This window comes from Limosilactobacillus balticus, from assembly GCF_014145615.1.
GTDB classification, from domain to species: domain Bacteria; phylum Bacillota; class Bacilli; order Lactobacillales; family Lactobacillaceae; genus Limosilactobacillus; species Limosilactobacillus balticus.
In genome coordinates this window covers 172,325-193,986 of record NZ_JACIVH010000042.1, presented here as the reverse complement: position 1 = coordinate 193,986, position 21,662 = coordinate 172,325, and the positions used below count along the sequence as shown (strand labels likewise).

Below are 21,662 nucleotides of genomic sequence, written 5' to 3'. Positions count from 1 at the left end.
CAAAAAAGAAATGAAAAAAATTCCCATTTCTTTTTACTCTATTTTTCCCACAAGAATTTAATTAATTCACGGTTTACTTGACTGTTATTGTGGAGCTTACTGTGTTGAGCGTTCTTTCCGTGGATTTCAACTTCTTGATATGACTTGGCGCGATCACCGACTAAATACTTTAATGATTTAGCAGAATTTACTGGGACATCCTCATCAGAACGACTACCATCACCAACATCCCCGTAAATATTTAACACCGCTGTATTTCTAGGAAAGCTCTGCCGTAAGCCAAGTAATTCGCGGTAAGCAGAATCCATTTTATCTGGTTCACCAGTCTTAGAATTTACCTTCGCATTTTGAACATTGCTTTGACCCACAAGTCCATTATAGTGACCAGCAATCGCTACTAAGTGGGCTACTTGCGGAAGGCTTTTATCATTTACATTGTCATTAATATAATTGATAATTTCAAGATTCCCCATTGAATGGCCCACAAGGTTAATTTGCTTATAATGGTGCTGTTTTTCTAAAGCTAATACCACGTTTTTTACATACCCACCACCATGATGATAACCTTGCGTGTAATCATCTTGATAGGCACTTAATTTATTATCTTCAAGATTAACTTCAACAATTGGATTAACGGCATTTGCTGGAATTTGATGGTTAAATGTTACTTTTCCTTTTCTATCAACGTTGGCCCGCACAATTGTCTTCGTAACATCAGCATCACGGGCAGCAGTAGCCATTTTTTCTTCAGCATGAGAACTACTCCCCCACCCATGAACAAAAATTGTCGGCGTTGATGACTGAATATAGTGGGTCACTGCATGTGCTCGCGAACTTATTCCTAATAGGCCAACTAAAATAACAGCAAATCCTAATAATAATTGAGAATACTTTTTCATCTAATCTTCCTTTACAAAAGCTTCATCAAAGAATTGTTTGATCTTATTAAATGGTATTTTATCAACCCGATCATAAAGGTCAATATGTTCACAATCATCTACAACATACATCTCTTTAGGTTCTTTTGCTAGCTTATAAGCTCGTTCAGAGAAAGCACGTGAATGAGCATGGTCACCAAAAATAAAAAGAATTGGCCGTGGGGAAATCTCGTCAATATAAGCTAACGCCGGAAATTGCATCATGGCAAGGTTAGAAGTAGTAGTGAAATTTCCACGAGCATGAGCATGAAAACCACGAGGAACAGCGTAGAATCGATTCCATTCATTAGTAATCGGATCGCTTTCTGGCAATGCATCAATATCCGGGTAAGGTTTAGTTGGGAAACTTGGCTTATATTCAGGAATCCCGTTTGCATAATCTTCCCAGCGCTGGTTAGCTAACTCTTCTTTCATTTTATGTAACTCTTCATCGCTTAGGTTCATCATCCCACGAACATCAGTAATATCATACATTGATGCAGTAGCAACGGCTTTAATTCGTGGATCCACCGCAGCTGCCGCTAGTGCAAAACCACCAGAACCACAAATTCCAACAACCCCAATCTTGTAACGATCAACAAACGGAACGTCAACGCCAAGAAAATCAACCGCTGCACTAAACGATTCCGCAAATAATCCTGGTGAAGAAACGCGTCGTGGCTCACCAGCAGAATCTCCCATATTAGCTTGATCAAAAGTTAAAACAACAAAGCCACGCTGAGCAAGTTCATTACCATACACGGCTGGTCCTTGTTCTTTCACCCCACCATAGGGCGCACCAATAATTAAAGCCGGGTGCTTTTCTTTAATATCTAAATTCTTAGCATAATAAAGGTCACCAGCTAATTTTAAGCCATAACGATTTTTAAAATTAATACTTTGCCGTTCTACGTTTGCTGATAATGGTGTAATATATCCAAATGACATATTATTCGCCTCCAATTTTCTTAATCACCTTAGCAGGAACGCCCGCAACAACAGTATTAGCAGGAACATCTTTACTAACAACTGCTCCCGCTGCAACAACAGCATTTTCACCAACTGTAACGCCTGGTAAGATTGTAGCATTTGCGCCAAGCCAGGCATTTTCCTTAATGAGGACTGATTTCAATTCAACGCCGCGTCGCTTTTCTGGATCAAGGGGATGATTTACCGAAATGATTGTTACATTGGGTCCGACTAAAACCTTATCTTCTAATTCAATTCCGCCGAGATCAGTAAACATCGCACCACTGTTAATAAATACTTGTTTCCCAATTTTCAGGTTAGCTCCGTAATCACTACGGATCGGCAAACGAATTTCAACCGAGGCATCTATTTTTTGACCAGTTACATCATTAAGGACATGGCGAATTTCTCTTTGCGATGCTGACCGACTATTCAATTGTTGAAGTAAGTCTTGATTTTTTAAAGCCGTTGCCGTGATTGTCGCAAGTTCTTCTTTTTGAATCTCTTTCATTTTCATCCCTCTTTTGCTTGAAATTATTGTTTATATCTTATCGAGTTTTTATAATAATGTTAAATACTTATATTTAATGACATACTATAGTTAAAAAGCATATTGGAGTGATTAAAATGGAAGTCCGTGTACTGAGGTATTTTATTGAAGTAGTCCAAGAAAAGAACATTTCAAATGCCGCTAAAAGATTACATATTTCTCAACCGACACTATCACGACAATTAATGGATCTTGAAAAGGAACTTGGGATTACTTTATTTGAACGAGGACACCGGCAAATCAAACTTACCCAAGAAGGCTATTATTTATATGAACGAGCGCAAGAGATTACTGGCCTCGTTGACAAAACTGAAACCGACCTGCAATCACAAAATGTCATAAGCGGAACATTAGATATTGGTGCAGGAGAAAGTGCAGCTATTCAGCCAGTAATGACAGTAATTGGTGATATTATCAAAAAGTATCCAGATGTTAAGATTAACTTAGTAAGTGGTGATAGCGATCAAATCTATCAGCGCTTAAATAACGGTACCTTGGATTTTGGAATCATAATGGGACCAGAAAAGCTCCTAGATTATCATTCAATTAGGTTGCCGCAAAAGAATATCTGGGGAATCTTAGTCCGAAAAGATCAGCCGATTGCAGAAAAGGAAAAGATTACTCCGGAAGATCTAAAGGGTGTCCCTATTATTACGTCAGCTCAATCTAAAGAGCAGGATGTGTTTCGGGTGTGGGCTGGTTCCTTTATTGATCAGTACAACTTTATTGGCCAGTACAATTTAATTTTTAATGCTCGTTTATTAGTCGAGACAGGAGCGTGCCTTGTATTAACCTATGAAAATCTGATCAATATCACTGGAACTAATCTTATCTTCCGTCCTCTAACCCCTACTATTACAGATCAAAATAATCTCATTTGGAATAAAAACCGTCAATTATCTAACGTTGCGCAGGTTTTCTTGAACCACTTAAAGGAAGTGCAATGAATTTTACTATTACAAAAAGCGCTGAACAACTGGATTTCCTAGCTTCAGCGCTTCTCTTTATTTAAAATTAAGTGAGTCAATCCAGCCGTCAATTTGGCGTGGGTCATTTAAAATTGCCCCTTGGTTGACTTTGGTATCATAACCATTTTCATTAACCGTTCGTTCAACATAGTTTTGTGAGCGATCATAGCTTGTTCCACCAGAAGTAGCAAATAGTGCTAAATTCTTCCCGTTTAAATCAAGATGATCAATCACCATACTAATCATCCGCGGCGGGATAGCCCACCAAATCGGGTGCCCAATGACAATATTGTCATAGCCACTAATATCTGGTAAATCATCCTTAATATCAACCCGGCTATTATGCTCGTGCTGTTCAATTGATGTCCGGCTTTGATCATCATGCCAGTTTAAATCTGCATCCGTATATGGTTGTGCTGGATGAATTTCGGCAATATCTGCATTTAATTTTTGAGCAATCTGTTCTGCAATCTTCTTAGTAGTATTGGTTGCAGAATAGTATAAAACAAGGGTCTTTGCCATTAATGAAGGGCCTCCTTTATCTTAAAACGCTGTATAAATTTTAACGTAAAAACGCAATGATGGAAAATGCTTATAATTAATCCTTATCTATGCTTTAAAAGTATTAATCATTAGCGTGAATATCATATGCATTTAATAACATCTCACCAACACCAGGCGCATCAGGATCATGCATTCCCTTTCCTTTATCGAGGGCCCGAATTTGGTCCATTTCTTCATCCGTTAATTCGAAGTCAAAAATATCAAGATTACTCTTAATTCGTGCTTCGTGAACAGACTTAGGGAAGACAACAATTCCTTCTTGATTTTCAAAGCGAAGAATTACTTGACCAGCATTCTTACCGTATTTTTCAGCAATTGCTGTGATTACTGGTTCATGTAGTAAGTCAGCATTACCTTGTCCAAGGGGTGCCCAGGCTTCAAGACGAACATCATCCTTCGCAAGAATTTCCCGTAATTTCTTTTGTTGGAAATAAGGGTTAAATTCAACTTGGTTTACCGCAGGAGTTACATCAAAGTTAGGAACAAACTTGTTCCAAAGTTTAGGTGTCATGTTGGAAACACCGATTGAACGAAGCTTACCAGCCTTTTGTGCTTCTTCGACTGCCTTCCATGCTTCGTCAACCGCCCCATATGGTTGGTGAAGAAGGTAAAGGTCAATATAATCAAGCCCTAATTTGTTAAGGGAAATTTCAATAGCCTTTTTAGCGTCTTCATATTTGTAGTCTTGAAGCCACATCTTACTTGTTACCCAGATTTGATCACGAGGAATCCCGCTATCCTTGATTGCTTTCCCAACTTCTTGTTCATTCATGTAGGCAGCCGCGGTATCAATATGACGGTAACCAGCAGCTAAGGCATCCTTAACTGCATTGTATGTTGTACCATCAGCAGGGATTTGGAAAGTTCCAAAACCGATTACTGGAATTTCATTGCCATCGTTCAATTTGAAAGTAGGTACATTATATTTAGACATTATTTTTCGTCTCCTTTGTGTTAATCATTGTCTAAATATTAGCACCATATTTTCTAAACTAACATTACTTGATTATCATATAAGTATGCTCAAAACGTATACTAATTGAGTGAAGGATATGGGAAATTTTAAAGTAAGGATTAAAAAACAACCTGAGAAAAAGCTTTTATTTTTTCAACAGCCTCGTTATTTTATACGAATATTGTTACGATATCATGGCACTGGCCGCGCGTCGCCAAAAGACTCGAAGCTAAGTCCCCTGTGCTGTGCTAATCCCCATTCTATCCTTAGCCCCTCTTTGTTGAAAAATTAATTCACACTCACCTACTTTTCAAATTTAATTCTTGCTTATATCGATAATTACTTTACCTTTATTATGTCCCTGCTGAACTTTTTTCATCGCTTGGGGAACCTCATCTAGTGAAAAGATTTTGCCAACCGTGGGATGAATTTGATTTTCAACCAAGATCTTGTTTGCAGCTGCTAATTGTTGGCCATTGGCTGTTACGAATAAAAATTGATAGTCTATTTTCTTTTTAGCTGCTTCTTTTTCAATACTACGGGATGCAAGACTAAAAAGTCCTTGTTTGAACTTGCTCATTTTCATTCGTTTAGCAAATTCCTTATTAGGTATTCCACGTAAAGATACGAGCTTCCCATGAGGACGTAAAATTGCCATCTGCTTAATTGTTTCTTTTCCACCTAATGTATCTATTACTAAATCAATCCCTGAAAGAACCTTTGTGTAATCTTCTTTTGTATAGTCAATAAATTTATTAACTCCGAGTTGTTCGACACGTTGCTGATTTTGTGGACTACCACTAGTAATTACTTTGAGTCCTTTTGCAATTGCAATTGGAATGGCCATTGCACCGAAGCTTCCTGTCCCACCAGAAATAAATAATGTCTGACCTGGCTTAGCTTGTAACAATTCAAGAGCCTGAATTGCTGTTAAAGCAGTTAAAGGAACGCTAGCCGCTTCTTGATTGGTAAGATATTCCGGTACATGAGCAACTGCGGATTGATTAACTACTAATTCTTCAGCAAATGCACCAATATTATTTAAGGGATTACGTCCATATACACGGTCACCTACCTTAAAATTAGTAACATCTTTACCAGTTTGTTGAACAATTCCTACAAATTCATTGCCCAGTGTTTGCGGTAATTTATATGGGACAACTAATTTCAAATCGCCCCGTGCTATTAAATTGTCTAATGGATTAACACCTGCCGCTTTAACTTGAATTAGTAGGTCATCAGGTCCAAGCGGCGGCAAAGAAACATTGCTAATTAGTATTTGTGGATTCTTTTTATTGTATTTAGTAAGTTGAGCTACTTTCATAATAATCCTCACTTTTTTCTTATCTTTATCAACCATAGCGAATTAAGAAAATAGCGTCAATAAAGTAGCTCTAACATGTATTTCATGTTTTAATTTTTGCTTTCTAACATTATATTTTTCAATGTCTTACTAACAAGACATTAATCGTACTATTATTCAAAGGTTTTTGTCTTGCCTTATTTTATTTAGTCACAAATAAAAACTGCTAACTATTCATTTTTTACATTATTACCTACTTAATATTGGTATTTTAAATTTTAGCTTTCTAGGCTTATAGTAAAAGTAATCAAAATTACGATTGAGAAAGGAAGATTTTCATGGCTAAGAAACAAACAGCTGGTCGCGACCAACTTGGTGATTTCGCCCCTAAATTTGCAGAATTAAATGATGATGTATTATTCGGACAGGTTTGGTCACGGGAAAACGAATTAAGCCTTCGTGACCGGAGTCTTCTCACCGTTACCGCTTTAATTACAAAGGGTGCCTTTGAACAACTCCCTTACCACATGCAAACTGCTAAGAACAACGGCATTACAAAAGATGAAATTGCGGAAATTATTACTCAATTGGCCTTTTATGTTGGATGGCCGAATGCCTGGTCTGCATTTAATGTTGCGAAAAAAGTCTGGGATGATTAAAAAATCAATTTAAAACGTGTCTTTAATGGCGCGTTTTTTATTTTCGGCCTATTATAAAATTAATTAGGAATTGTGAGGTAATTAGGATGGAAGAAATTAAAGAAGCTTATTATGATGGTGAACGTCCACTTTATGGTCTTCAAGATGCTCATTTAGTAAACACTACTTTTGGTAAGGGTGAATCACCATTAAAAGAAACTGCTAACTTGACTCTCGATGGCGTACTCTTTACATGGAAATATCCTCTTTGGTATTCCGATCATATCAAAGTAACCAATACAATCTTTGAAGAAATGTCACGTTCTGGAATTTGGTATACCAACGATATTGAAATTACTGACAGTACAATTCAAGCACCTAAAGAATTTCGTCGATGTGATGGGATCGTTCTTAATAATGTTCACTTTACAGATGCTGCTGAAACAATGTGGAACTGTAAAAATATTAAGATGAAAAATGTATATGCTACTGGTGATTATTTAGGAATGAATAGCGAAAACATTTATGTTGACCATCTTGATCTTGTCGGAAATTATGTTTTTGATGGCGCTAAAAATGTTGAAGTTCATAACTCACGCTTAGTATCAAAGGATGCCTTTTGGAACTGTGAGAACGTGACAATTTATGATTCTAAGATCAGTGGTGAGTACCTTGCTTGGAATACCAAGAACATTACTTTTATTAACTGCACAATCGAAAGCGATCAGGGATTATGCTATGTTGACCACTTAACGATAAAGAATTGCCGGGCATTACGAACTGACCTTGCCTTTGAATTATGTACTAATATTGATGCCGAGCTAAAAGGTACTATTATGAGTATTAAGAACCCAATTAGTGGTAAAATCACCGTTGATCACGCTGATGAAATCATTATGGATAATCCTAAAATTGATCCAAACAAGATTCAAATAATTCAAAAGAAGTAAAGGGTGAAAAAACTATGGAATATGATTTTGATACAATTCTTGATCGACGTCACACCAATTCTGAAAAATGGGATGTTAAGCCAAATGAGTTACCGATGACAACTGCTGATATGGACTTTAAAACTGCCCCTGAAATTATGGCTGCAATGACAAAGAAGATTGCTTCAGGCGCTTTTGGGTATGAATATCCGAATGAGGAATATTTTAATGCGGTTGCTTCTTGGTATAAAACCGAGCATAACGCAAAAGCTGATCCCTCTTGGATGCGATTTGCGACTGGTGTCATCCCTTCTATTACTGCCTGTGTTAATTATTTAAGTCATGAAGGCGATAATGTCTTGTTAATGGAGCCAGTTTACAATACTTTTTACAACTCTATCCTCAACAGCGGCCGTCATGCTTTTCCTACCCAACTAAAATACGATCATTCTACGTATACTTATTCTGTCGATTGGGATGACCTTGAAGACAAAATGAGTAACCCGCTTACCACGCTGATGATTTTATGTAATCCTCACAATCCTACTGGCTACGTTTGGTCACGCGATGAGTTAATCCGAATTATTAAGCTAGCCCAAAAGCACGGCATCATTGTTATTAGTGATGAAATTCATGGTGATTTAGTATTAACGGGTCCAGACTATACCCCTACTTTCTCCTTGCCAGAAGATTGTCGCCAGAATGTAGTTACATTAGTGTCAACTAGTAAGACATTTAATGTGGCGGCCCTTCATGCTGCTACGGGAATCGTTCCTAATCCTCTTTTGCGAGAACACTTTACGCGCGCAATCAATAAGTATGAAGTCGCAGAACCAAACCTCTTAGCAATTCCTGGAACAATCGCTGCCTATACACAAGGCGCAGACTGGCTTCATCAGCTTAAAAAGTATTTATTAGGAAACCGTGAATATCTTGTTGAATTTATTAAGAAAAATCTTCCTAAACTCCACGTTGTTCCTGGAACAGCAACTTATCTTGTGTGGATCGATGTTAGTGAAGTAACCGATGATAGTGCTACTTTAGCGCAAAAAATTCGTGAAAAAACTGGGTTAATTATTAATCCAGGAACCTATTATCATGGCAATGGGAGCCACTTTATTCGCATTAACATTGCCTATCCCCGTGCACAAGTAAAAGATGGCTTAGAACGATTAGCTGCTGCTATTAAAAATTAACCATTAATAATTATTATCAGTAATTAAAACTATTTTCCTCTTGACTTACTAAGAAACTAATTTATTTTTTCGCGCTTTTAAATACTTGGACAGGAACAAGTGCGCACCAATATCGCGAAAATCATCATTAAACATAAAATTGTAATAAAATCCCTCGCATGCAACTTTCACACATGCGAGGGATTTTATTAATGATCAGTTTCAACCTCTAATACTTTCTTTGATCCAGCATCAATCTTAACTTCTTTAACTGTTCGTCCATCTTTTACTTGAACTTCCCACACAGCCTGATTTTCTTTTTCTTGTTCTAATTTCCATTCGATAGAACTACCCTTCTTAGCTGCTTTTTCTGCAATTTGGCTCGCCTCATCACGACTAATTGTCTTACTTGGATCTAATGTGTATTTCTTATCATTTTTATCAAGCTTTTCAGATTTATTGGAAATTACTTTACCATCCTTGGCATTAACTTTGACCTTATACTCATTTGCATTGTCAAAGCCTTTTATTGTATATACATATTTACCATTGTCACTTTCTAATTCAACTTCATTGATTCGCTTATTTTGATACTTTTGATTAAATTTATCAATTGCTGCTTGTTGATCAATCTTGATATCACTCTTCTTAGCTAACTTTTCATGTTTAACAGCTGCTTCGATTTGATCATGATGGCCATGTATTGCAACTACTCCAACTGTGCCTCCTGCTCCCAAAACAATCCCGCTACAAATACAGGCAGTAATAAGCATTTTCTTAGTCATTTGAGGAAATTTCCTTGATTTTTTCTTATCTGAGTTTGGTTGATGATCTTGTCTTTTTTCCGTCATTTTTATTCTTCCCTTCTTAACTTTAGTTGGTAATTTTATTTTACGAAATAATCTGCCAACTAAAACCAAGAACAGGTGAAAGTATGATGAAGAAATCTTCATTTTTGTTTAGGAAGATAAACTGTAAAAATCGTTCCAACTGGTTCATTGTCGCGAATCATAATTTTTCCGTGATATTTTTCAATAATCATTTTAACAATCGAAAGGCCAATCCCCGAACCAGCAACCTTATTGGAATGTGATTCATCTTCACGGTAGAATCTCTCAAAAACTTTTTGGCGATTTTCCTTTGCAATTCCCTGACCTTGATCAGCAACTTTTAAAACTATTTGGCTATCGTCTGCCGTTAACTGAACATTAATCGTTGAATTAGTTGGTGAATATTTGGCCGCGTTTTCTAGCAAATTATGAACAAGACTTTGAAAGTCACCTTTTGTTATGCGGTAAGATATATTCGGATTTAAGTTAGCAATAAATTTCTGATGATATGCACCTTGGAGTGACTCAACTTCAGCGAAAGCAATTTTTGACAAGTTAATTTCTGTTAGTTTTTTAGTCTGATGTCCTTCTAGAATAAGCAGTTCATTTATTAATTGACTCATTCGCTGTGCTTCTTGATCAATGTACTTCAATGACTTAGCAATTAATTCCGGATGTTTATCTCCATGCCTTCGTATTAGGTTTACATGTCCCAGAATTCCAGCAAGTGGTGTCTTCAACTCATGAGAAGCATTCGCAATAAATTCTTTTTCGCGTTGCATTGTACGATACTGCCGTCCTAGCAAATGATTAAAAGACTGGGCAACCTTTCGTACCTCTAATGGTTGTTGCGGAACCGTTAAAGTTTGCAATCGATTGCTTTGGGGCGTGATTGCATCAATTTCATTATCTAAATTAGTCAATGGTTGTGTCCATCGGCGAGCTAAACGATGAATGATGGGGAGAGCAATGATACTTATTGCAAGGTTAATTAACAGCGTCACTATCAAGAGCCAGCACGTTAATTCGATTAAATCATCAACATTAATTGCTACTTTGACGATTCGATTATGGTCTATTTTTTGCTGCCGTAAATAATAGACTCCATGCCGGGTTAACTGTAGATTCTTGATTGCTAAATTCCGCTGGTCAATTCGCTTAAATATTTTATGGGCTTTGGGGGAGATATATTTTTGTTCTCCATCAGTGATCTCAATTGCGTCATCGTCTTGACGAGCAACATAAGCATTTAAAAAAGTTTCCTGATTCTCGTTTCTTGGCCAATCTTCTTCAATTGTTTCAATTACTTCTTCTGCCTGCTCATCAGCATAGCGATATATTAAATCAGCAGCAGTCACAACAAAAAGAAAGTTAATAATTACCAAAATTGTCGCAAATAACGTTAAGAAAAGACGAGTTAATTGCCGTGATGCGGTTATTGGACGTGTGTTGTTCATTGCTCATCACCTAATACATAACCAATCCCCCGCACAGTTTTAATTAAATCACGGTACTTACCTAACTTGTTGCGCAAAGCACGGATATAGACATCAACATTATTGGTCTGACCGTCAAAATTGTAACCCCATATCTCGTTAAGAAGGTCATCACGGGTTTGGACAACTCCTGGTTCTTTAATCAGGGCAGCCATGAGGGAAAATTCTTTAGGTGTTAAATGAACTTGTTTCCCATCAACCATAAATTGATGTTTCAGTAAATTTATTTCAAATGGTCCAAAATGATAATCATGTTTTTCTGCTTTTTCTTGCCCTAATCGTCGTAGAGCAACCCTAATTCGTGCTAAAAGTTCCTCAATTTCAAATGGTTTAGTAATATAATCATCCAATCCTTGATCTAGCGCCATGCTAATATCAGAGGTTTGACTACGAGCAGTAATCATAATAATTGGAACATTACTCGACTGACGAATTCGTCGTAGGACTGTGAGACCATCATAAACTGGGAGCATCCAATCCAATAAGATTAAGGTTATTTCTTTCTCGTTAAATATTTCCAGTGCTTCTCGCCCATCTTTTGCCCAGATAACTTCATATCCTTCTAGTTCTAATTCAGTTATTAAGAAACTTGCAAGACTTTCTTCGTCTTCAACCAACATAATGACAGCTTTCTTCATTATTTTGCCTCCAATTATTTGTCCTATATACTATTTTAGCTGTTTTGATTGCAGGCAAATAAAAAAAGTTTCATATGAAACTTTTTTACTGGTAATTAGAATTTTTGTTCAAGCCGATATAAATCATTCAAGAAATTAGCAACAATATTTAATTCATCCATTAAATATTTTACGGTTAGTTTATCAACCAACTTAGTCTTTATTATTTCATGCATTTGATCATGAACTTTTGCTACTTTTTTCCCATTACTCGTTAATGAATATCTTTTTATCATCAGGATGTTTTACTGAAGGAAGTGATGTAATGTCGATTGGACAAATTTTTAACCAGGTCGTCATTATTTTCTTACTAATGCTTTTAGGGGCAATTATTAGGAAGCTCGGATTTCTCCATCCACAATCAATTAATGACCTAACAAATATTACACTCTATTTTTTATCGCCAATCGTAATTATTAAGGCCTTTGAACAGCCGTTTTCACGATCACGCTTTTATCAATTATTACTATTAATTGTAGGAGTCTTTTTAACTTACTTTGTTTCTATTTTGATCGCTAAAATATTCTTCCATAATGTCAAAGACCAAAATATTCGTCAAATTGCGACTTATGGAAGCATCTATTCTAACAATGGTTTTATGGGCGTTCCATTAGCACAAGGACTTTTTGGAAGCGTGGGCGTCTTTTATGCTGTCGCCTCAATGATTGGGTTTAATGTCATGTCGTGGACCCAGGGAATTGGAATTTTTCAAAAACGGCAGCCACATGATTGGAGAACACAATTAAAGAAAATTATTTTTAACCCTAATATTATCGCTATTGTTATTGGCCTTTTCCTATTCATTAGTTCTTTTCGGTTACCAAAATTAATTGCTGGCTTTATTGATTACACCAGTCCAGCGTTTACTCCACTATCAATGATTGTTATCGGAAGCAATCTTGCCAACCTAAGGATTAAAAATATCAAATTACCAACTGCACTCTGGGGAAGTCTCTTCGTAAGGAATATTTTCTTCCCAATTCTAGGGACAATTATCTTATTATTGTTGGGAATCACTGGTGTTCCACTCTTCACCACAGTAATCTTTAGTGCATGTCCAGTCGCTGGCTTAGTCGTCCTTTTCACCTTACAATCAAACGGTGATGCACGACCAGCAACTGTTTTAATGAGTATTTCAACCATTTTGAGTTTAGCAACTATTCCATTAATATATTGGTTTGCTAGTTTGTGGTAATAATATATCCATTTTTTGAATAAAACACTAAATATAATAAGAATTTCAAATAACGGCTGCCTTAATCTATGATGGAATTAGATATTAAGAAGGCTTTATAAATGAATAAACCATATATTACAATCAAAAATTAAATGCATAGGATCGTGGTAATTTACTGCGATTCTATGCGTTTGTGCTTTAAAAACAAGAAAACACAAAAACTCTCGCACACGCTTTGAGTACCTAAACCAAAGTAGCGAAGGAGCTTTCGTAATGAAAATTATAAAGTTGAAGTGCAAGATAAAAAGTTATGATTCCAATATCCAACTGGGATCATAACTTTTATTCTCTAGATTATTGCTTTTTAAGTTTCTTTAGATAGAAAAACAAGATAAACAATCCTATTACTATACACACCAATGCACCTGGCCATAAATCTATTCGAATGATCAAAATAAATATAGCATATAAGATTATTGCTATTCCTTCTAAGAAAAAATATTGTTTCTTTAAACAATCAATCAGCCATAAGATTGCACAAAGTAAAGAAGATGTAGAAGCAACAATATTCTTATTGTATGCATAGTATACACAAATAATGAAAAATATTAATATTGCAATTATATTCCACTTATTCTTTTTCAAAAAGTTAATCAAAATCATTACCCCCCCATGATAGTCGAAACAATTTTTCCTCCGACTCTAACTATTCTAGAAGCCAGTTCAGCCTCTAAAATAAAATATAAAGAAAACTATTCCAATTAAGATCAAAATTACAGAAACTATCCATGTGCTTGGATGAACTATAAAAAGTAATAATCCATATATTATGAACAATAGTGCTTGCAGATATAAAAATTTCTTTCCTAGATTACTAATTAATAATGAAAGTCCACAAAAGATTGACATCGATATCATGCCAAAATTGTAATCAAATATTAAATACATAAAAGCTATGGCAAAAAATATAATGGATCAAACAAAAATTTTTTCATAATAATTTCCTTCTCAATTTCTATACTTTAAGCATAAAGTAAATTAAGACAGCTAAATGAAAACTTCTAATTTGTACAAATTACACTCATATCCTGCTTCAACATCCTAATACGCTAAAATTCCACTAAAATTAGAAGAAAATTATTAAAAAAGATAAATTATGCTATAGTAAAAACCAAACTTTTTAAGAGGAGTAAATTAATGAATAATAAACTTTTTCAATGGTTCTATAATATGCCCAAATTAACAAATAAGAATGATAAAGATTATATAGCGAAGATTAGTCTTAATATCGCTGTTAGCTTATTTCTTTTTAACCTCGTTGCAGTTCTTATTTCCTTTTTCATTGTTACTACAACAGAGAATTATGAATTGTCTTTTAATGTTTTAGCTGGGGCGTTACTGATTTTTACAGTTTATATTGTTGGTGGCTATTCTATATATGCAAAACGTAAAATTAATAGAGTCGTGACTCATGATAACACACATATTGTAAAGAATAGTTTTACTTCAGCTGTATATATAACACTGATTATTTATTTACTTAATTCTCTTACAAATGCTCTTAGTTTTCATACTTCACTTATTAGCGAATTAAAAAATCCCATGAGTTATATAATTCCAACTGTAATTGGGATTATATATGGGGTGCTTATGGCTCTTATTACTTGGTACAGAAACAAATAAGGTCAATATTTTTCAAAACCCATATAAGCAACTACCTTCTTTACAGAATTTGAGTGCTATTTACCCACTTTTGAATTTCACTGATTTAAAAACTAGATCTTGTTAGAATAAAACTATTAAAAAATTGTTAGGGGACAGAATTATGCAAAGTTATAAAAAACTTTCAACAAAACAATTAGCAACTACTATAGGTGGTAATATACAACAACAATCTAGCCAAATGGTATCTCTTCAAAGCTTTGGACGAATAACTGATAAAGATTACACATATACAATTTATAAAAAGTTAAAAGGCATTTTTCACTAATTTAGAAGGTAATTACTTTGAATTTTTATCTCCAAATACTTACTTCGTTGTTCTCTATAGTGATTGACTACTTTTTATTTCTTTTTCTTTTACGAAAAAAGCTTTTTATTACTGATATATGGTTTCTATTAAGCACATTTATTATTATTTTTATCATTGATGGCCTTGGGTATATTGGCGCTTACTTTTCACCATTACTCGAAGCCTTTCTTTTATATCTCTATTACAAGAAAAAAGCGCCTAAATATCTATTGATTAGCGCTCTATTATTGGTTTCCTTAAATTCAATTCTTATAGATTTCTGCACTTACGTTATAGGAAATTTTTTCAGTATTTCCATCAATTACCAAATTCTAATTAGCATTACTTTATATTTTTCTAGCTTTATTATTCTAAGAATCTATAATCCTATCCAATATTTTCAAAATGATAATAGTTCCATCAATTTGTGGATTCTATTTTATTTATTTATAACCTTAAATATCGCTGGTTTTATAATCATTGCTATTCCAAGTTTTACGCCATCATTTATTGCTATTTTTTGTCTATTAATTTTACAATGCATTTTCACCATTTTTATCTACAAAGCTAATAAACAAATCCAACAGAAAAAGCTAAATTTACAAGAAAAGAAGGACTTACTATTCTTAATTCAAAATTTAGAAGAAAGCCAATCTAGGTTAAGGCGCTTTAAGCACGACTATCAAAATTTATTAAATAGTTTAAAACTTAGCGCTTTAAGTGGTAACAATCTAGAACTATTGGAAAAATTAGAAAAATATTCGAAAGAAAGATTAGGAAAAGACTCGCTTTGGCAATTTCAAGACACAAAGAATATCAAAAATGATGTTTTACGAAGTATCTTCATTAGTAAATTAAATTCAATATACCAGAAAGACATAAAATACAAATTTGAATGTGTAAATAAAGTAACTAAGTTACCAAAAATAGATTTATTTGATTTAACCAGAATAATCGGAATTGCCTATGATAATGCAATTGAAGAATGCGAGCAACTTAAAAAAAGCGGAATAAATAACATATATATTTATTCTATGCTTTATCAACCAACACCTGGAAAACTAGAATTTGAAATAAAGAATTCGTGTAATTCTAACATTGATATTGGAAATATCACTGCAGAAGGAGTTTCAAATAAAGTTAACCACCATGGTTTAGGACTAGCTACAGTACAAAAAACGATTGCAAAATATAATAATGCATTTACTTCTTATAGCATAGAAGATGAATCTTTTACTCTTATAATTTCTTTTGAATAGAAAGGACAAAAAATGGAATATCATTTAATAATTTGCGATGATGACAGAACCCAAGCAAAAAATATCGCCACACTACTTAAAATGTCATCAATTATCCTTGAAGAACAAGATATTCAGCCAACCATTGATTTGATTGCAACCGACGCAGAGAGTGTATTAGATTACCTTGAGTTTAATAGTGATTTAAATAATATTATTGCCTTTTTAGATATTCAGTTAGATGAAAATTCTAATTCAAAAGGTGGTCTAGATTTAGCTCAAAAGATAAAAACACTTAACGAAAAAGCACAAATAATCTTTATTACAACGCATGAAGAACTAGCTTTTCTCACCTTTCAACGTCGAATTAATCCGTTGGACTATATAACTAAAACTACAAACCAACGAGATTTACAAAGACGGCTAACCGAAACCCTAGAACTAGCTATAAGGAAACTGAATGAATTTAACTATATTAAAAAAAATACATTCAGTTATAAAGTTGGTACAAGGATTATAAATGTAAACTTCAGTAATATCCTTTATATCTCTACTACAAAATTCCCTCATAAATTAAAGATTGTTACATCTAATGGTCAAGGGGAATTCTCAGGTGATATTAAAACAATTGAGCAAAATTATTCTATGTTTTTCAAGGCTTCTCAGTCTAGCTTAATTAACTTACAAAATGTTGAAACAATTAATACCAAAAAACGGCTTATTAAGTTTTCCAACAATGATTATCTTAAGTATTCTAGAAGCAGAGCTAAAGAATTAAATAATCTATATAAATCAAGTCAATAAGACTGATGTAGATTAGCAACAGTTCTTTATAATTACGGATCTAAAATTTCATTAGTAACTCTGCGAAAATTCACAAAAACCACTACTGATGGAACTACTGCACTTGGGATTGTAAAAGCAGCAGAAAAGTTAAAAATGGATGTTAAAGCATATCAGTTTATTTGATTCAAAAGATGTAATTTATCCTTTTATTGCTCATCTCATGAAAAAGACAGCCTCTCACTCCCTAATTTTGATGGTTTATCCTATAATTAATGTAAGCGTTTCACGATAAGAGATTTAATTAAGGAGCAAAATTATGACATTAGGAACCTATCAGCAAGTTAAAGATGCCCTAAAGAATTTCGGAATAACTGATTATACTGTGATTGATCACCCTGCTGCTCACACCACCGAAGAAGCTGATGCATATATCGCTGGTCATGAAGGTGTGCGCACTAAAACCATGTTTCTGAAAGGGAAGAAAAAGAATTTCTACATGGTTATTATGGATGACAAAAAAACAATGGACTTTCATGAATTTATGACCCTAACTGGAGCTAAAAGGGTTTCAATGGCTCGACCGGAATATCTGCAAGAACAGCTTGGCTTAGCACCAGGAATTGTTTCACCATTTGGCCTCCTAAATAATGAAGCTCATAATGTAAAGGTGTATTTTGACAAGGACATTGTCGACGAACCAATTCAGACTTTCCATCCCAATGAAAATACTCATACAATTTTTATTAAGACAGATGACTTATTCAAATTTTTTAAGCAGATTGATTTTGAACCAGAAATTATTGATTTGTAACCACCAGTCGATTACTTATTGCGATTAGCTCCCTCTTTTTTTGGGGGAGTTTTTTTGTCTTGTAATGTTCTCACTAATAGCAAATAAGTTCAAGTAAAAAACAGAGCCACCTTCAGATATAAGGTGATCCCCCGTCAGGAAATTACATTGTGACGTAACGTACCTATTAGGAATAAGTAACAAGCAATATATAAGTCTATTTTAAGCTCGTGTTCACTTTTACTAGTTTTCAACTTAAATTCCTAACTTTTTCATGTTATTATATCAGTAATTCTGCTTCTCTCTAGTCCCTCAGCCTACTTGATCCTAATTTTATCCCAGGAGATATTACTAAAATGAATAAAATTTATTTCTTATGTACTGGCAATTCTTGTCGCAGTCAAATGGCGGAAGGATATGCAAGAATTTTTCTGAAAGACAAGTACGAAATCCAAAGTGCTGGTCTTGAAGCTCATGGCGTTAACCCCCTAGCAATTGAGGTAATGGCAGAAGACAATATCGATATTAGTCACCAATATTCTAAAACGATTGATCCTCATTATTTTAAGACCGCCAATTTAATTGTAACCTTATGCGGAGACGCCAAAGACCGTTGCCCAGTCATCGCTCCTCCAACGCACAGTATCTACTGGCCTCTGCCAGATCCAGCACAAGCCACCGGAACTCCTGAACAGCAGTTGCAAATTTTCCGGCAAGTACGCAATGAGATTAAGCAGCGGATTTTAGCCTTGGCAAGCAACCCGTAAAATTATACTAATATCTAAAAATGCCTTCTGAGCAAAACTCATTTGTTTACTCAGAAGGCATTTATCGTTATTCCATATAATTATGGAGAATATCATCCGAAGCTGCCTTTAATTTTAGATAATCGATATTATTAGAGAACAGCATAACCATTCGTTTCGTCTTGTAATCGGCGACAAAGCAACTGTTATATCCAGGAATACTTCCATTAGCCCGGATAACATCCCCATCAAAGTAGACCCCACCAAAATAGGCCACTTCTTGATATTGGGCTTGATGATAATATTCATTAATCATTTTTGGATCTTTCAGGACCTCATTATATACAAACTTCCAATAATCGTTTGGTGATATGAATAAGTTCCCCGCTCCAAAATCTGAGGAGGTCGTTACAGTTACCCGGTGCCAATCAACTGTTGGATCCATAGGTTGCGGAATTTCTTTTTTTGAAACCTCAGAAAAATCTTTAATTTGGTGAAGATGGAGTGGTTTAGCAAAGTTTTTTCGAATATAGGCATTATAACTTAAATGTGTTTGCTTACTAACAATGGCTGCCAATATTTCATAATCAACATCTTGATAATCCCACGTATGGGCATGATCATATTTGAGATGTTTAAGCATATAAGCAATTTGGGCTTTTTGGCCTCTAAGTGGTTCAAAGGGACGATCATTATTAATCAAGCCACTGGTATGGTTCATTAATTCCCGAATCGTAATATCTTTACTGCCATCAATCTGTGGGTAATACTTACTTAGCGAAGTATCCCAATCTAACTGCTTTTTTTGCTTTAATTGGTAAACAGCAGTTCCCGTTACAATCTTTTGAAGCGATGCCGTGGGAAATAGTCGATCCGCTTTTATGATTTGATCTTTATTTGTGGTTTCATTATTTTCAATAGCAATTGGCTTTCCATCTTTACCACTAACCAACATTACCCCATTAATATGATGGTCTTTCATATAGTCTTGAAGTTGGTGTTGCGTTTGTTTGTCAACTACTTCTGCCTTCACCTTTGATGGTGTAGTCAACAAAAAAATGGCAAAGGAACAGAGCGTCAAAAAAATATACAAGTTAACTTTTTTCATAATTATAAGTATTCCTTCCAGGCATCCGTTTTCGAAAAAAATATCTACCTGTATTATACAAATTTTATACCCCACCTTACAAAGTAGAATAAAAATCTGATTTTTATTACTAAAACACTTTAAATTCATTCGATTTATGTTAAAATTCTAACGTCAATAAATAAAAATCGTAAAAATAGTTCGTAAACAACGAACATTATTAAGGGAGAGCTAGAATGAATAACGACGTCGAAAAAGTTTTATACACCCAAGATCAAGTCAATCAACGCTTAGATGAACTTGCCAATACACTTACTGAAAAATATCAAAATGAATTTCCAATTTTAGTTTCCGTAATGACAGGGGCAATGATTTTCACTAGCGAAATGATGAAGCGCCTTAATTTCAAGTTAAACGTTGATTATGTCGACGTCTCTAGTTACGAAGAAAGTTCAGAATCCACTGGAAAAGTTAAATTAATTCAAGATCTTTCCCACGATATTAAGGATCGACCAGTTATTATTATGGAAGATATTATTGATACTGGTCATACATTAAAGTATCTCGCTGCTCTTTTTGCTAATCGCGGCGCTAAGAGTATTGAGATTTGCTCCTTACTTGATAAGCCAGACCGGCGTGAAGTTGATGTTGAAGCCGATTACGTTGGCTTTAAAGTTCCCAACGAATTTATTGTTGGATACGGCCTAGACTTTGATGGTCTCTACCGCAACCTTCCATATGTGGGTGTGCTGAAGCGTTCTGTATATGAAAAATAAAAAGCATGTGGTTTGCGAATTTAATTTTCGCATCCTACATGCTTTTTAGTTACTTCAGATTTTCCTTAAAGAAACTGTCAAACTTATCAAATGGGATCTTGTCCATTTGGTCGTAAAGATCAGTATGCGTTGCATTTGGCACTAATACCAATTCCTTAGGATCAGTCAACCGCTTGTAAGCATCTTCAGCCATGTAACGTGAATGAGCTTTTTCACCAGTAACAATTAACTTAGGTGCAGTGATCTTTTCAATCCGTTGTTGAAGTGGGAAGTTGTAGTAGCCCCATGGACTTGTAGCGTCCCAGATCATCGCTGAATTAATGGCGCGTGAATGGTAAGCACGTTTTACATAGTAGTTAAAGAATTCAGTCGTGACCGGATCAGCATCGGCAGGTAATTCATCTGGGAATAACTTATCAGCACGAACTGGGTTACCATTTTCATCAAATGGCAATTCGTGGAATCCACCAAGGTGAACATCTTGATCAACATCTTTCCAACGAATCTTAGCTAAGTATTGCTTTTCCTTGTCCCGTTCTTCTTCAGTCTTAGAATTGTTAAGACCTGACCACATTGATTCAGCCATGTCGTACATTACTGATGTGGCAACAGCTTTAATCCGGACATCAATCGAAGCAGCAGTTAAAACATGTGATCCTAAACCACAGATACCAATTGCCCCAATCTTTTCACGATCAATGTATTCCTGGGTACCAAAGAAGTCAACGGCAGCAGAGAAGTCTTCAACAAAGATATCTGGAGAAGCCATATTCCGAATTTCACCAGAACTTTCACCAGTAGTTGATTGGTCAAATGCTATAGTTACAAAGCCACGTTCAGCCAAAGTTTGGGCATATAAACCACTAGCTTGTTCCTTAACCGCTCCAAATGGACCAGAAATTACAATCGCAGCATATTTATTCTTCGGATCAAAATTTTCTGGAAGGTAAAGGTCACCAGCAACCATAAAGCTGTAACGGTTTTGGAAACGAACTTCTTTTACTTCAATTTTAGGATTAACTTTGAATACACGAGTGTCTTCGGTTAATGGTTTTACACTATATTTCATGATTTAATCTC

The 21,662-nt window shown here is 35.0% G+C and carries 25 protein-coding genes; 13 read left to right on the top strand and 12 right to left on the bottom strand.

The genetic code is table 11. The annotated features are described in order from the left end of the window. Positions 1-38: 38 nt before the first annotated feature. From H5S10_RS01750 to H5S10_RS01740, 3 genes are read right to left on the bottom strand one after another with little or no spacing between them, the layout of a single operon-like run. Entirely contained in the window at positions 39-899 is an 861-nt protein-coding gene (locus H5S10_RS01750) for an alpha/beta hydrolase (protein WP_182588524.1), read from the bottom strand. Continuing rightward, the gene (locus H5S10_RS01745; RefSeq protein ID WP_182588523.1) at positions 900-1,865 is read right to left on the bottom strand and encodes an alpha/beta hydrolase; all 966 of its coding nucleotides are present in this window, start codon (positions 1,863-1,865) and stop codon (positions 900-902) included. A gap of 1 nt (position 1,866) precedes the next feature. Then, the gene (locus H5S10_RS01740) at positions 1,867-2,397 is read right to left on the bottom strand and encodes a DapH/DapD/GlmU-related protein (protein WP_180374504.1); all 531 of its coding nucleotides are present in this window, start codon (positions 2,395-2,397) and stop codon (positions 1,867-1,869) included. Positions 2,398-2,513: 116 nt separating this feature from the next. Here H5S10_RS01740 and H5S10_RS01735 point away from each other — a divergent pair, with 116 nt between their 5' ends. Beyond that, positions 2,514-3,383 (top strand): LysR family transcriptional regulator, encoded by an 870-nt coding sequence (locus H5S10_RS01735; RefSeq protein ID WP_182588522.1) that lies wholly within the window; start codon positions 2,514-2,516, stop codon positions 3,381-3,383. A gap of 57 nt (positions 3,384-3,440) precedes the next feature. Here H5S10_RS01735 and H5S10_RS01730 read toward each other — a convergent pair whose 3' ends face one another. The 3 genes from H5S10_RS01730 to H5S10_RS01720 form a co-directional block, all read right to left on the bottom strand. After that, the gene (locus H5S10_RS01730) at positions 3,441-3,926 is read right to left on the bottom strand and encodes a flavodoxin (RefSeq protein ID WP_182588521.1); all 486 of its coding nucleotides are present in this window, start codon (positions 3,924-3,926) and stop codon (positions 3,441-3,443) included. A gap of 103 nt (positions 3,927-4,029) precedes the next feature. Then, on the bottom strand, positions 4,030-4,902 hold the full coding sequence (locus tag H5S10_RS01725) for an aldo/keto reductase (RefSeq protein ID WP_182588520.1): 873 nt from the start codon (positions 4,900-4,902) through the stop codon (positions 4,030-4,032). A gap of 337 nt (positions 4,903-5,239) precedes the next feature. Next, positions 5,240-6,247, bottom strand: coding sequence for an NADP-dependent oxidoreductase (locus H5S10_RS01720; protein ID WP_182588519.1), 1,008 nt, complete (start codon positions 6,245-6,247; stop codon positions 5,240-5,242). A 317-nt stretch (positions 6,248-6,564) separates the two neighbouring features. On the opposite strand from H5S10_RS01720, the gene H5S10_RS01715 reads away from it, so the two are divergent. The 3 genes from H5S10_RS01715 to H5S10_RS01705 all read left to right on the top strand — a co-directional run bounded on the left by H5S10_RS01715 (position 6,565) and on the right by H5S10_RS01705 (position 8,989). After that, on the top strand, positions 6,565-6,885 hold the full coding sequence (locus H5S10_RS01715; RefSeq protein ID WP_003665152.1) for a carboxymuconolactone decarboxylase family protein: 321 nt from the start codon (positions 6,565-6,567) through the stop codon (positions 6,883-6,885). Positions 6,886-6,971: 86 nt separating this feature from the next. Beyond that, the gene (locus H5S10_RS01710) at positions 6,972-7,814 is read left to right on the top strand and encodes a DUF3737 family protein (protein ID WP_182588518.1); all 843 of its coding nucleotides are present in this window, start codon (positions 6,972-6,974) and stop codon (positions 7,812-7,814) included. A 14-nt stretch (positions 7,815-7,828) separates the two neighbouring features. After that, positions 7,829-8,989 (top strand): MalY/PatB family protein, encoded by a 1,161-nt coding sequence (locus H5S10_RS01705; protein ID WP_182588517.1) that lies wholly within the window; start codon positions 7,829-7,831, stop codon positions 8,987-8,989. Positions 8,990-9,177: 188 nt separating this feature from the next. Here H5S10_RS01705 and H5S10_RS01700 read toward each other — a convergent pair whose 3' ends face one another. The 4 genes from H5S10_RS01700 to H5S10_RS01685 form a co-directional block, all read right to left on the bottom strand. Beyond that, on the bottom strand, positions 9,178-9,819 hold the full coding sequence (locus H5S10_RS01700) for a PepSY domain-containing protein (RefSeq protein ID WP_182587265.1): 642 nt from the start codon (positions 9,817-9,819) through the stop codon (positions 9,178-9,180). 98 nt (positions 9,820-9,917) lie between these two features. Next, a complete protein-coding gene (locus H5S10_RS01695) occupies positions 9,918-11,255 on the bottom strand; it encodes a sensor histidine kinase (protein WP_182588516.1) in 1,338 nt (445 codons plus the stop codon). Then, complete coding sequence (locus H5S10_RS01690) at positions 11,252-11,932, bottom strand: response regulator transcription factor (RefSeq protein ID WP_182588515.1); 681 nt, start codon at positions 11,930-11,932, stop codon at positions 11,252-11,254. The genes H5S10_RS01695 and H5S10_RS01690 overlap by 4 nt, the downstream gene beginning before the upstream one ends. 95 nt (positions 11,933-12,027) lie before the next feature. Beyond that, entirely contained in the window at positions 12,028-12,207 is a 180-nt protein-coding gene (locus H5S10_RS01685; RefSeq protein ID WP_231795601.1) for a transcriptional regulator, read from the bottom strand. A 29-nt stretch (positions 12,208-12,236) separates the two neighbouring features. Between H5S10_RS01685 and H5S10_RS01680 the strand changes: the two genes are divergently transcribed. The 8 genes from H5S10_RS01680 to arsC all read left to right on the top strand — a co-directional run bounded on the left by H5S10_RS01680 (position 12,237) and on the right by arsC (position 18,740). Beyond that, positions 12,237-13,166, top strand: coding sequence for an AEC family transporter (locus tag H5S10_RS01680; protein WP_182588514.1), 930 nt, complete (start codon positions 12,237-12,239; stop codon positions 13,164-13,166). Positions 13,167-14,345: 1,179 nt separating this feature from the next. Beyond that, on the top strand, positions 14,346-14,831 hold the full coding sequence (locus H5S10_RS01675) for a DUF3278 domain-containing protein (RefSeq protein ID WP_182588513.1): 486 nt from the start codon (positions 14,346-14,348) through the stop codon (positions 14,829-14,831). Positions 14,832-14,973: 142 nt separating this feature from the next. Continuing rightward, positions 14,974-15,138: a bacteriocin gene (locus tag H5S10_RS01670; RefSeq protein WP_136001999.1), complete on the top strand. Its 165-nt coding sequence runs from the start codon at positions 14,974-14,976 to the stop codon at positions 15,136-15,138. A 17-nt stretch (positions 15,139-15,155) separates the two neighbouring features. Further along, positions 15,156-16,418 (top strand): GHKL domain-containing protein, encoded by a 1,263-nt coding sequence (locus H5S10_RS01665; protein WP_182588512.1) that lies wholly within the window; start codon positions 15,156-15,158, stop codon positions 16,416-16,418. A 12-nt stretch (positions 16,419-16,430) separates the two neighbouring features. Then, positions 16,431-17,201 (top strand): LytR/AlgR family response regulator transcription factor, encoded by a 771-nt coding sequence (locus H5S10_RS01660; RefSeq protein WP_134907738.1) that lies wholly within the window; start codon positions 16,431-16,433, stop codon positions 17,199-17,201. A gap of 45 nt (positions 17,202-17,246) precedes the next feature. Then, entirely contained in the window at positions 17,247-17,366 is a 120-nt protein-coding gene (locus tag H5S10_RS10195; RefSeq protein WP_080707486.1) for a cysteine peptidase family C39 domain-containing protein, read from the top strand. A 133-nt stretch (positions 17,367-17,499) separates the two neighbouring features. Continuing rightward, positions 17,500-17,994, top strand: a complete 495-nt coding sequence (locus H5S10_RS01650; RefSeq protein WP_182588511.1) for a prolyl-tRNA synthetase associated domain-containing protein — start codon at positions 17,500-17,502, stop codon at positions 17,992-17,994. Between the two features lie 335 nt (positions 17,995-18,329). After that, positions 18,330-18,740: an arsenate reductase (thioredoxin) gene (arsC, locus tag H5S10_RS01645; RefSeq protein ID WP_035169933.1), complete on the top strand. Its 411-nt coding sequence runs from the start codon at positions 18,330-18,332 to the stop codon at positions 18,738-18,740. A gap of 67 nt (positions 18,741-18,807) precedes the next feature. On the opposite strand, the gene H5S10_RS01640 is transcribed toward arsC, so the two are convergent. Further along, positions 18,808-19,827 (bottom strand): serine hydrolase domain-containing protein, encoded by a 1,020-nt coding sequence (locus H5S10_RS01640; RefSeq protein ID WP_182588510.1) that lies wholly within the window; start codon positions 19,825-19,827, stop codon positions 18,808-18,810. A gap of 215 nt (positions 19,828-20,042) precedes the next feature. On the opposite strand from H5S10_RS01640, the gene hpt reads away from it, so the two are divergent. Continuing rightward, positions 20,043-20,582: a hypoxanthine phosphoribosyltransferase gene (hpt, locus tag H5S10_RS01635; protein WP_182587270.1), complete on the top strand. Its 540-nt coding sequence runs from the start codon at positions 20,043-20,045 to the stop codon at positions 20,580-20,582. Positions 20,583-20,631: 49 nt separating this feature from the next. On the opposite strand, the gene H5S10_RS01630 is transcribed toward hpt, so the two are convergent. Continuing rightward, positions 20,632-21,651, bottom strand: a complete 1,020-nt coding sequence (locus H5S10_RS01630) for an alpha/beta hydrolase (protein WP_182588509.1) — start codon at positions 21,649-21,651, stop codon at positions 20,632-20,634. Between the last annotated feature and the right edge of the window lie 11 nt (positions 21,652-21,662).

Bases quoted from the DNA above. Each gene is read 5' to 3' on its own strand.
- H5S10_RS01750 (WP_182588524.1), bottom strand. From the start codon at position 899: ATGAAAAAGTATTCTCAATTATTATTAGGATTTGCTGTTATTTTAGTT.
- H5S10_RS01745 (WP_182588523.1), bottom strand. From the start codon at position 1,865: ATGTCATTTGGATATATTACACCATTATCAGCAAACGTAGAACGGCAA.
- H5S10_RS01740 (WP_180374504.1), bottom strand. From the start codon at position 2,397: ATGAAAGAGATTCAAAAAGAAGAACTTGCGACAATCACGGCAACGGCT.
- H5S10_RS01735 (WP_182588522.1), top strand. From the start codon at position 2,514: ATGGAAGTCCGTGTACTGAGGTATTTTATTGAAGTAGTCCAAGAAAAG.
- H5S10_RS01730 (WP_182588521.1), bottom strand. From the start codon at position 3,926: ATGGCAAAGACCCTTGTTTTATACTATTCTGCAACCAATACTACTAAG.
- H5S10_RS01725 (WP_182588520.1), bottom strand. From the start codon at position 4,902: ATGTCTAAATATAATGTACCTACTTTCAAATTGAACGATGGCAATGAA.
- H5S10_RS01720 (WP_182588519.1), bottom strand. From the start codon at position 6,247: ATGAAAGTAGCTCAACTTACTAAATACAATAAAAAGAATCCACAAATA.
- H5S10_RS01715 (WP_003665152.1), top strand. From the start codon at position 6,565: ATGGCTAAGAAACAAACAGCTGGTCGCGACCAACTTGGTGATTTCGCC.
- H5S10_RS01710 (WP_182588518.1), top strand. From the start codon at position 6,972: ATGGAAGAAATTAAAGAAGCTTATTATGATGGTGAACGTCCACTTTAT.
- H5S10_RS01705 (WP_182588517.1), top strand. From the start codon at position 7,829: ATGGAATATGATTTTGATACAATTCTTGATCGACGTCACACCAATTCT.
- H5S10_RS01700 (WP_182587265.1), bottom strand. From the start codon at position 9,819: ATGACGGAAAAAAGACAAGATCATCAACCAAACTCAGATAAGAAAAAA.
- H5S10_RS01695 (WP_182588516.1), bottom strand. From the start codon at position 11,255: ATGAACAACACACGTCCAATAACCGCATCACGGCAATTAACTCGTCTT.
- H5S10_RS01690 (WP_182588515.1), bottom strand. From the start codon at position 11,932: ATGAAGAAAGCTGTCATTATGTTGGTTGAAGACGAAGAAAGTCTTGCA.
- H5S10_RS01685 (WP_231795601.1), bottom strand. From the start codon at position 12,207: ATGATAAAAAGATATTCATTAACGAGTAATGGGAAAAAAGTAGCAAAA.
- H5S10_RS01680 (WP_182588514.1), top strand. From the start codon at position 12,237: ATGTCGATTGGACAAATTTTTAACCAGGTCGTCATTATTTTCTTACTA.
- H5S10_RS01675 (WP_182588513.1), top strand. From the start codon at position 14,346: ATGAATAATAAACTTTTTCAATGGTTCTATAATATGCCCAAATTAACA.
- H5S10_RS01670 (WP_136001999.1), top strand. From the start codon at position 14,974: ATGCAAAGTTATAAAAAACTTTCAACAAAACAATTAGCAACTACTATA.
- H5S10_RS01660 (WP_134907738.1), top strand. From the start codon at position 16,431: ATGGAATATCATTTAATAATTTGCGATGATGACAGAACCCAAGCAAAA.
- H5S10_RS01650 (WP_182588511.1), top strand. From the start codon at position 17,500: ATGACATTAGGAACCTATCAGCAAGTTAAAGATGCCCTAAAGAATTTC.
- arsC (WP_035169933.1), top strand. From the start codon at position 18,330: ATGAATAAAATTTATTTCTTATGTACTGGCAATTCTTGTCGCAGTCAA.
- H5S10_RS01640 (WP_182588510.1), bottom strand. From the start codon at position 19,827: ATGAAAAAAGTTAACTTGTATATTTTTTTGACGCTCTGTTCCTTTGCC.
- hpt (WP_182587270.1), top strand. From the start codon at position 20,043: ATGAATAACGACGTCGAAAAAGTTTTATACACCCAAGATCAAGTCAAT.
- H5S10_RS01630 (WP_182588509.1), bottom strand. From the start codon at position 21,651: ATGAAATATAGTGTAAAACCATTAACCGAAGACACTCGTGTATTCAAA.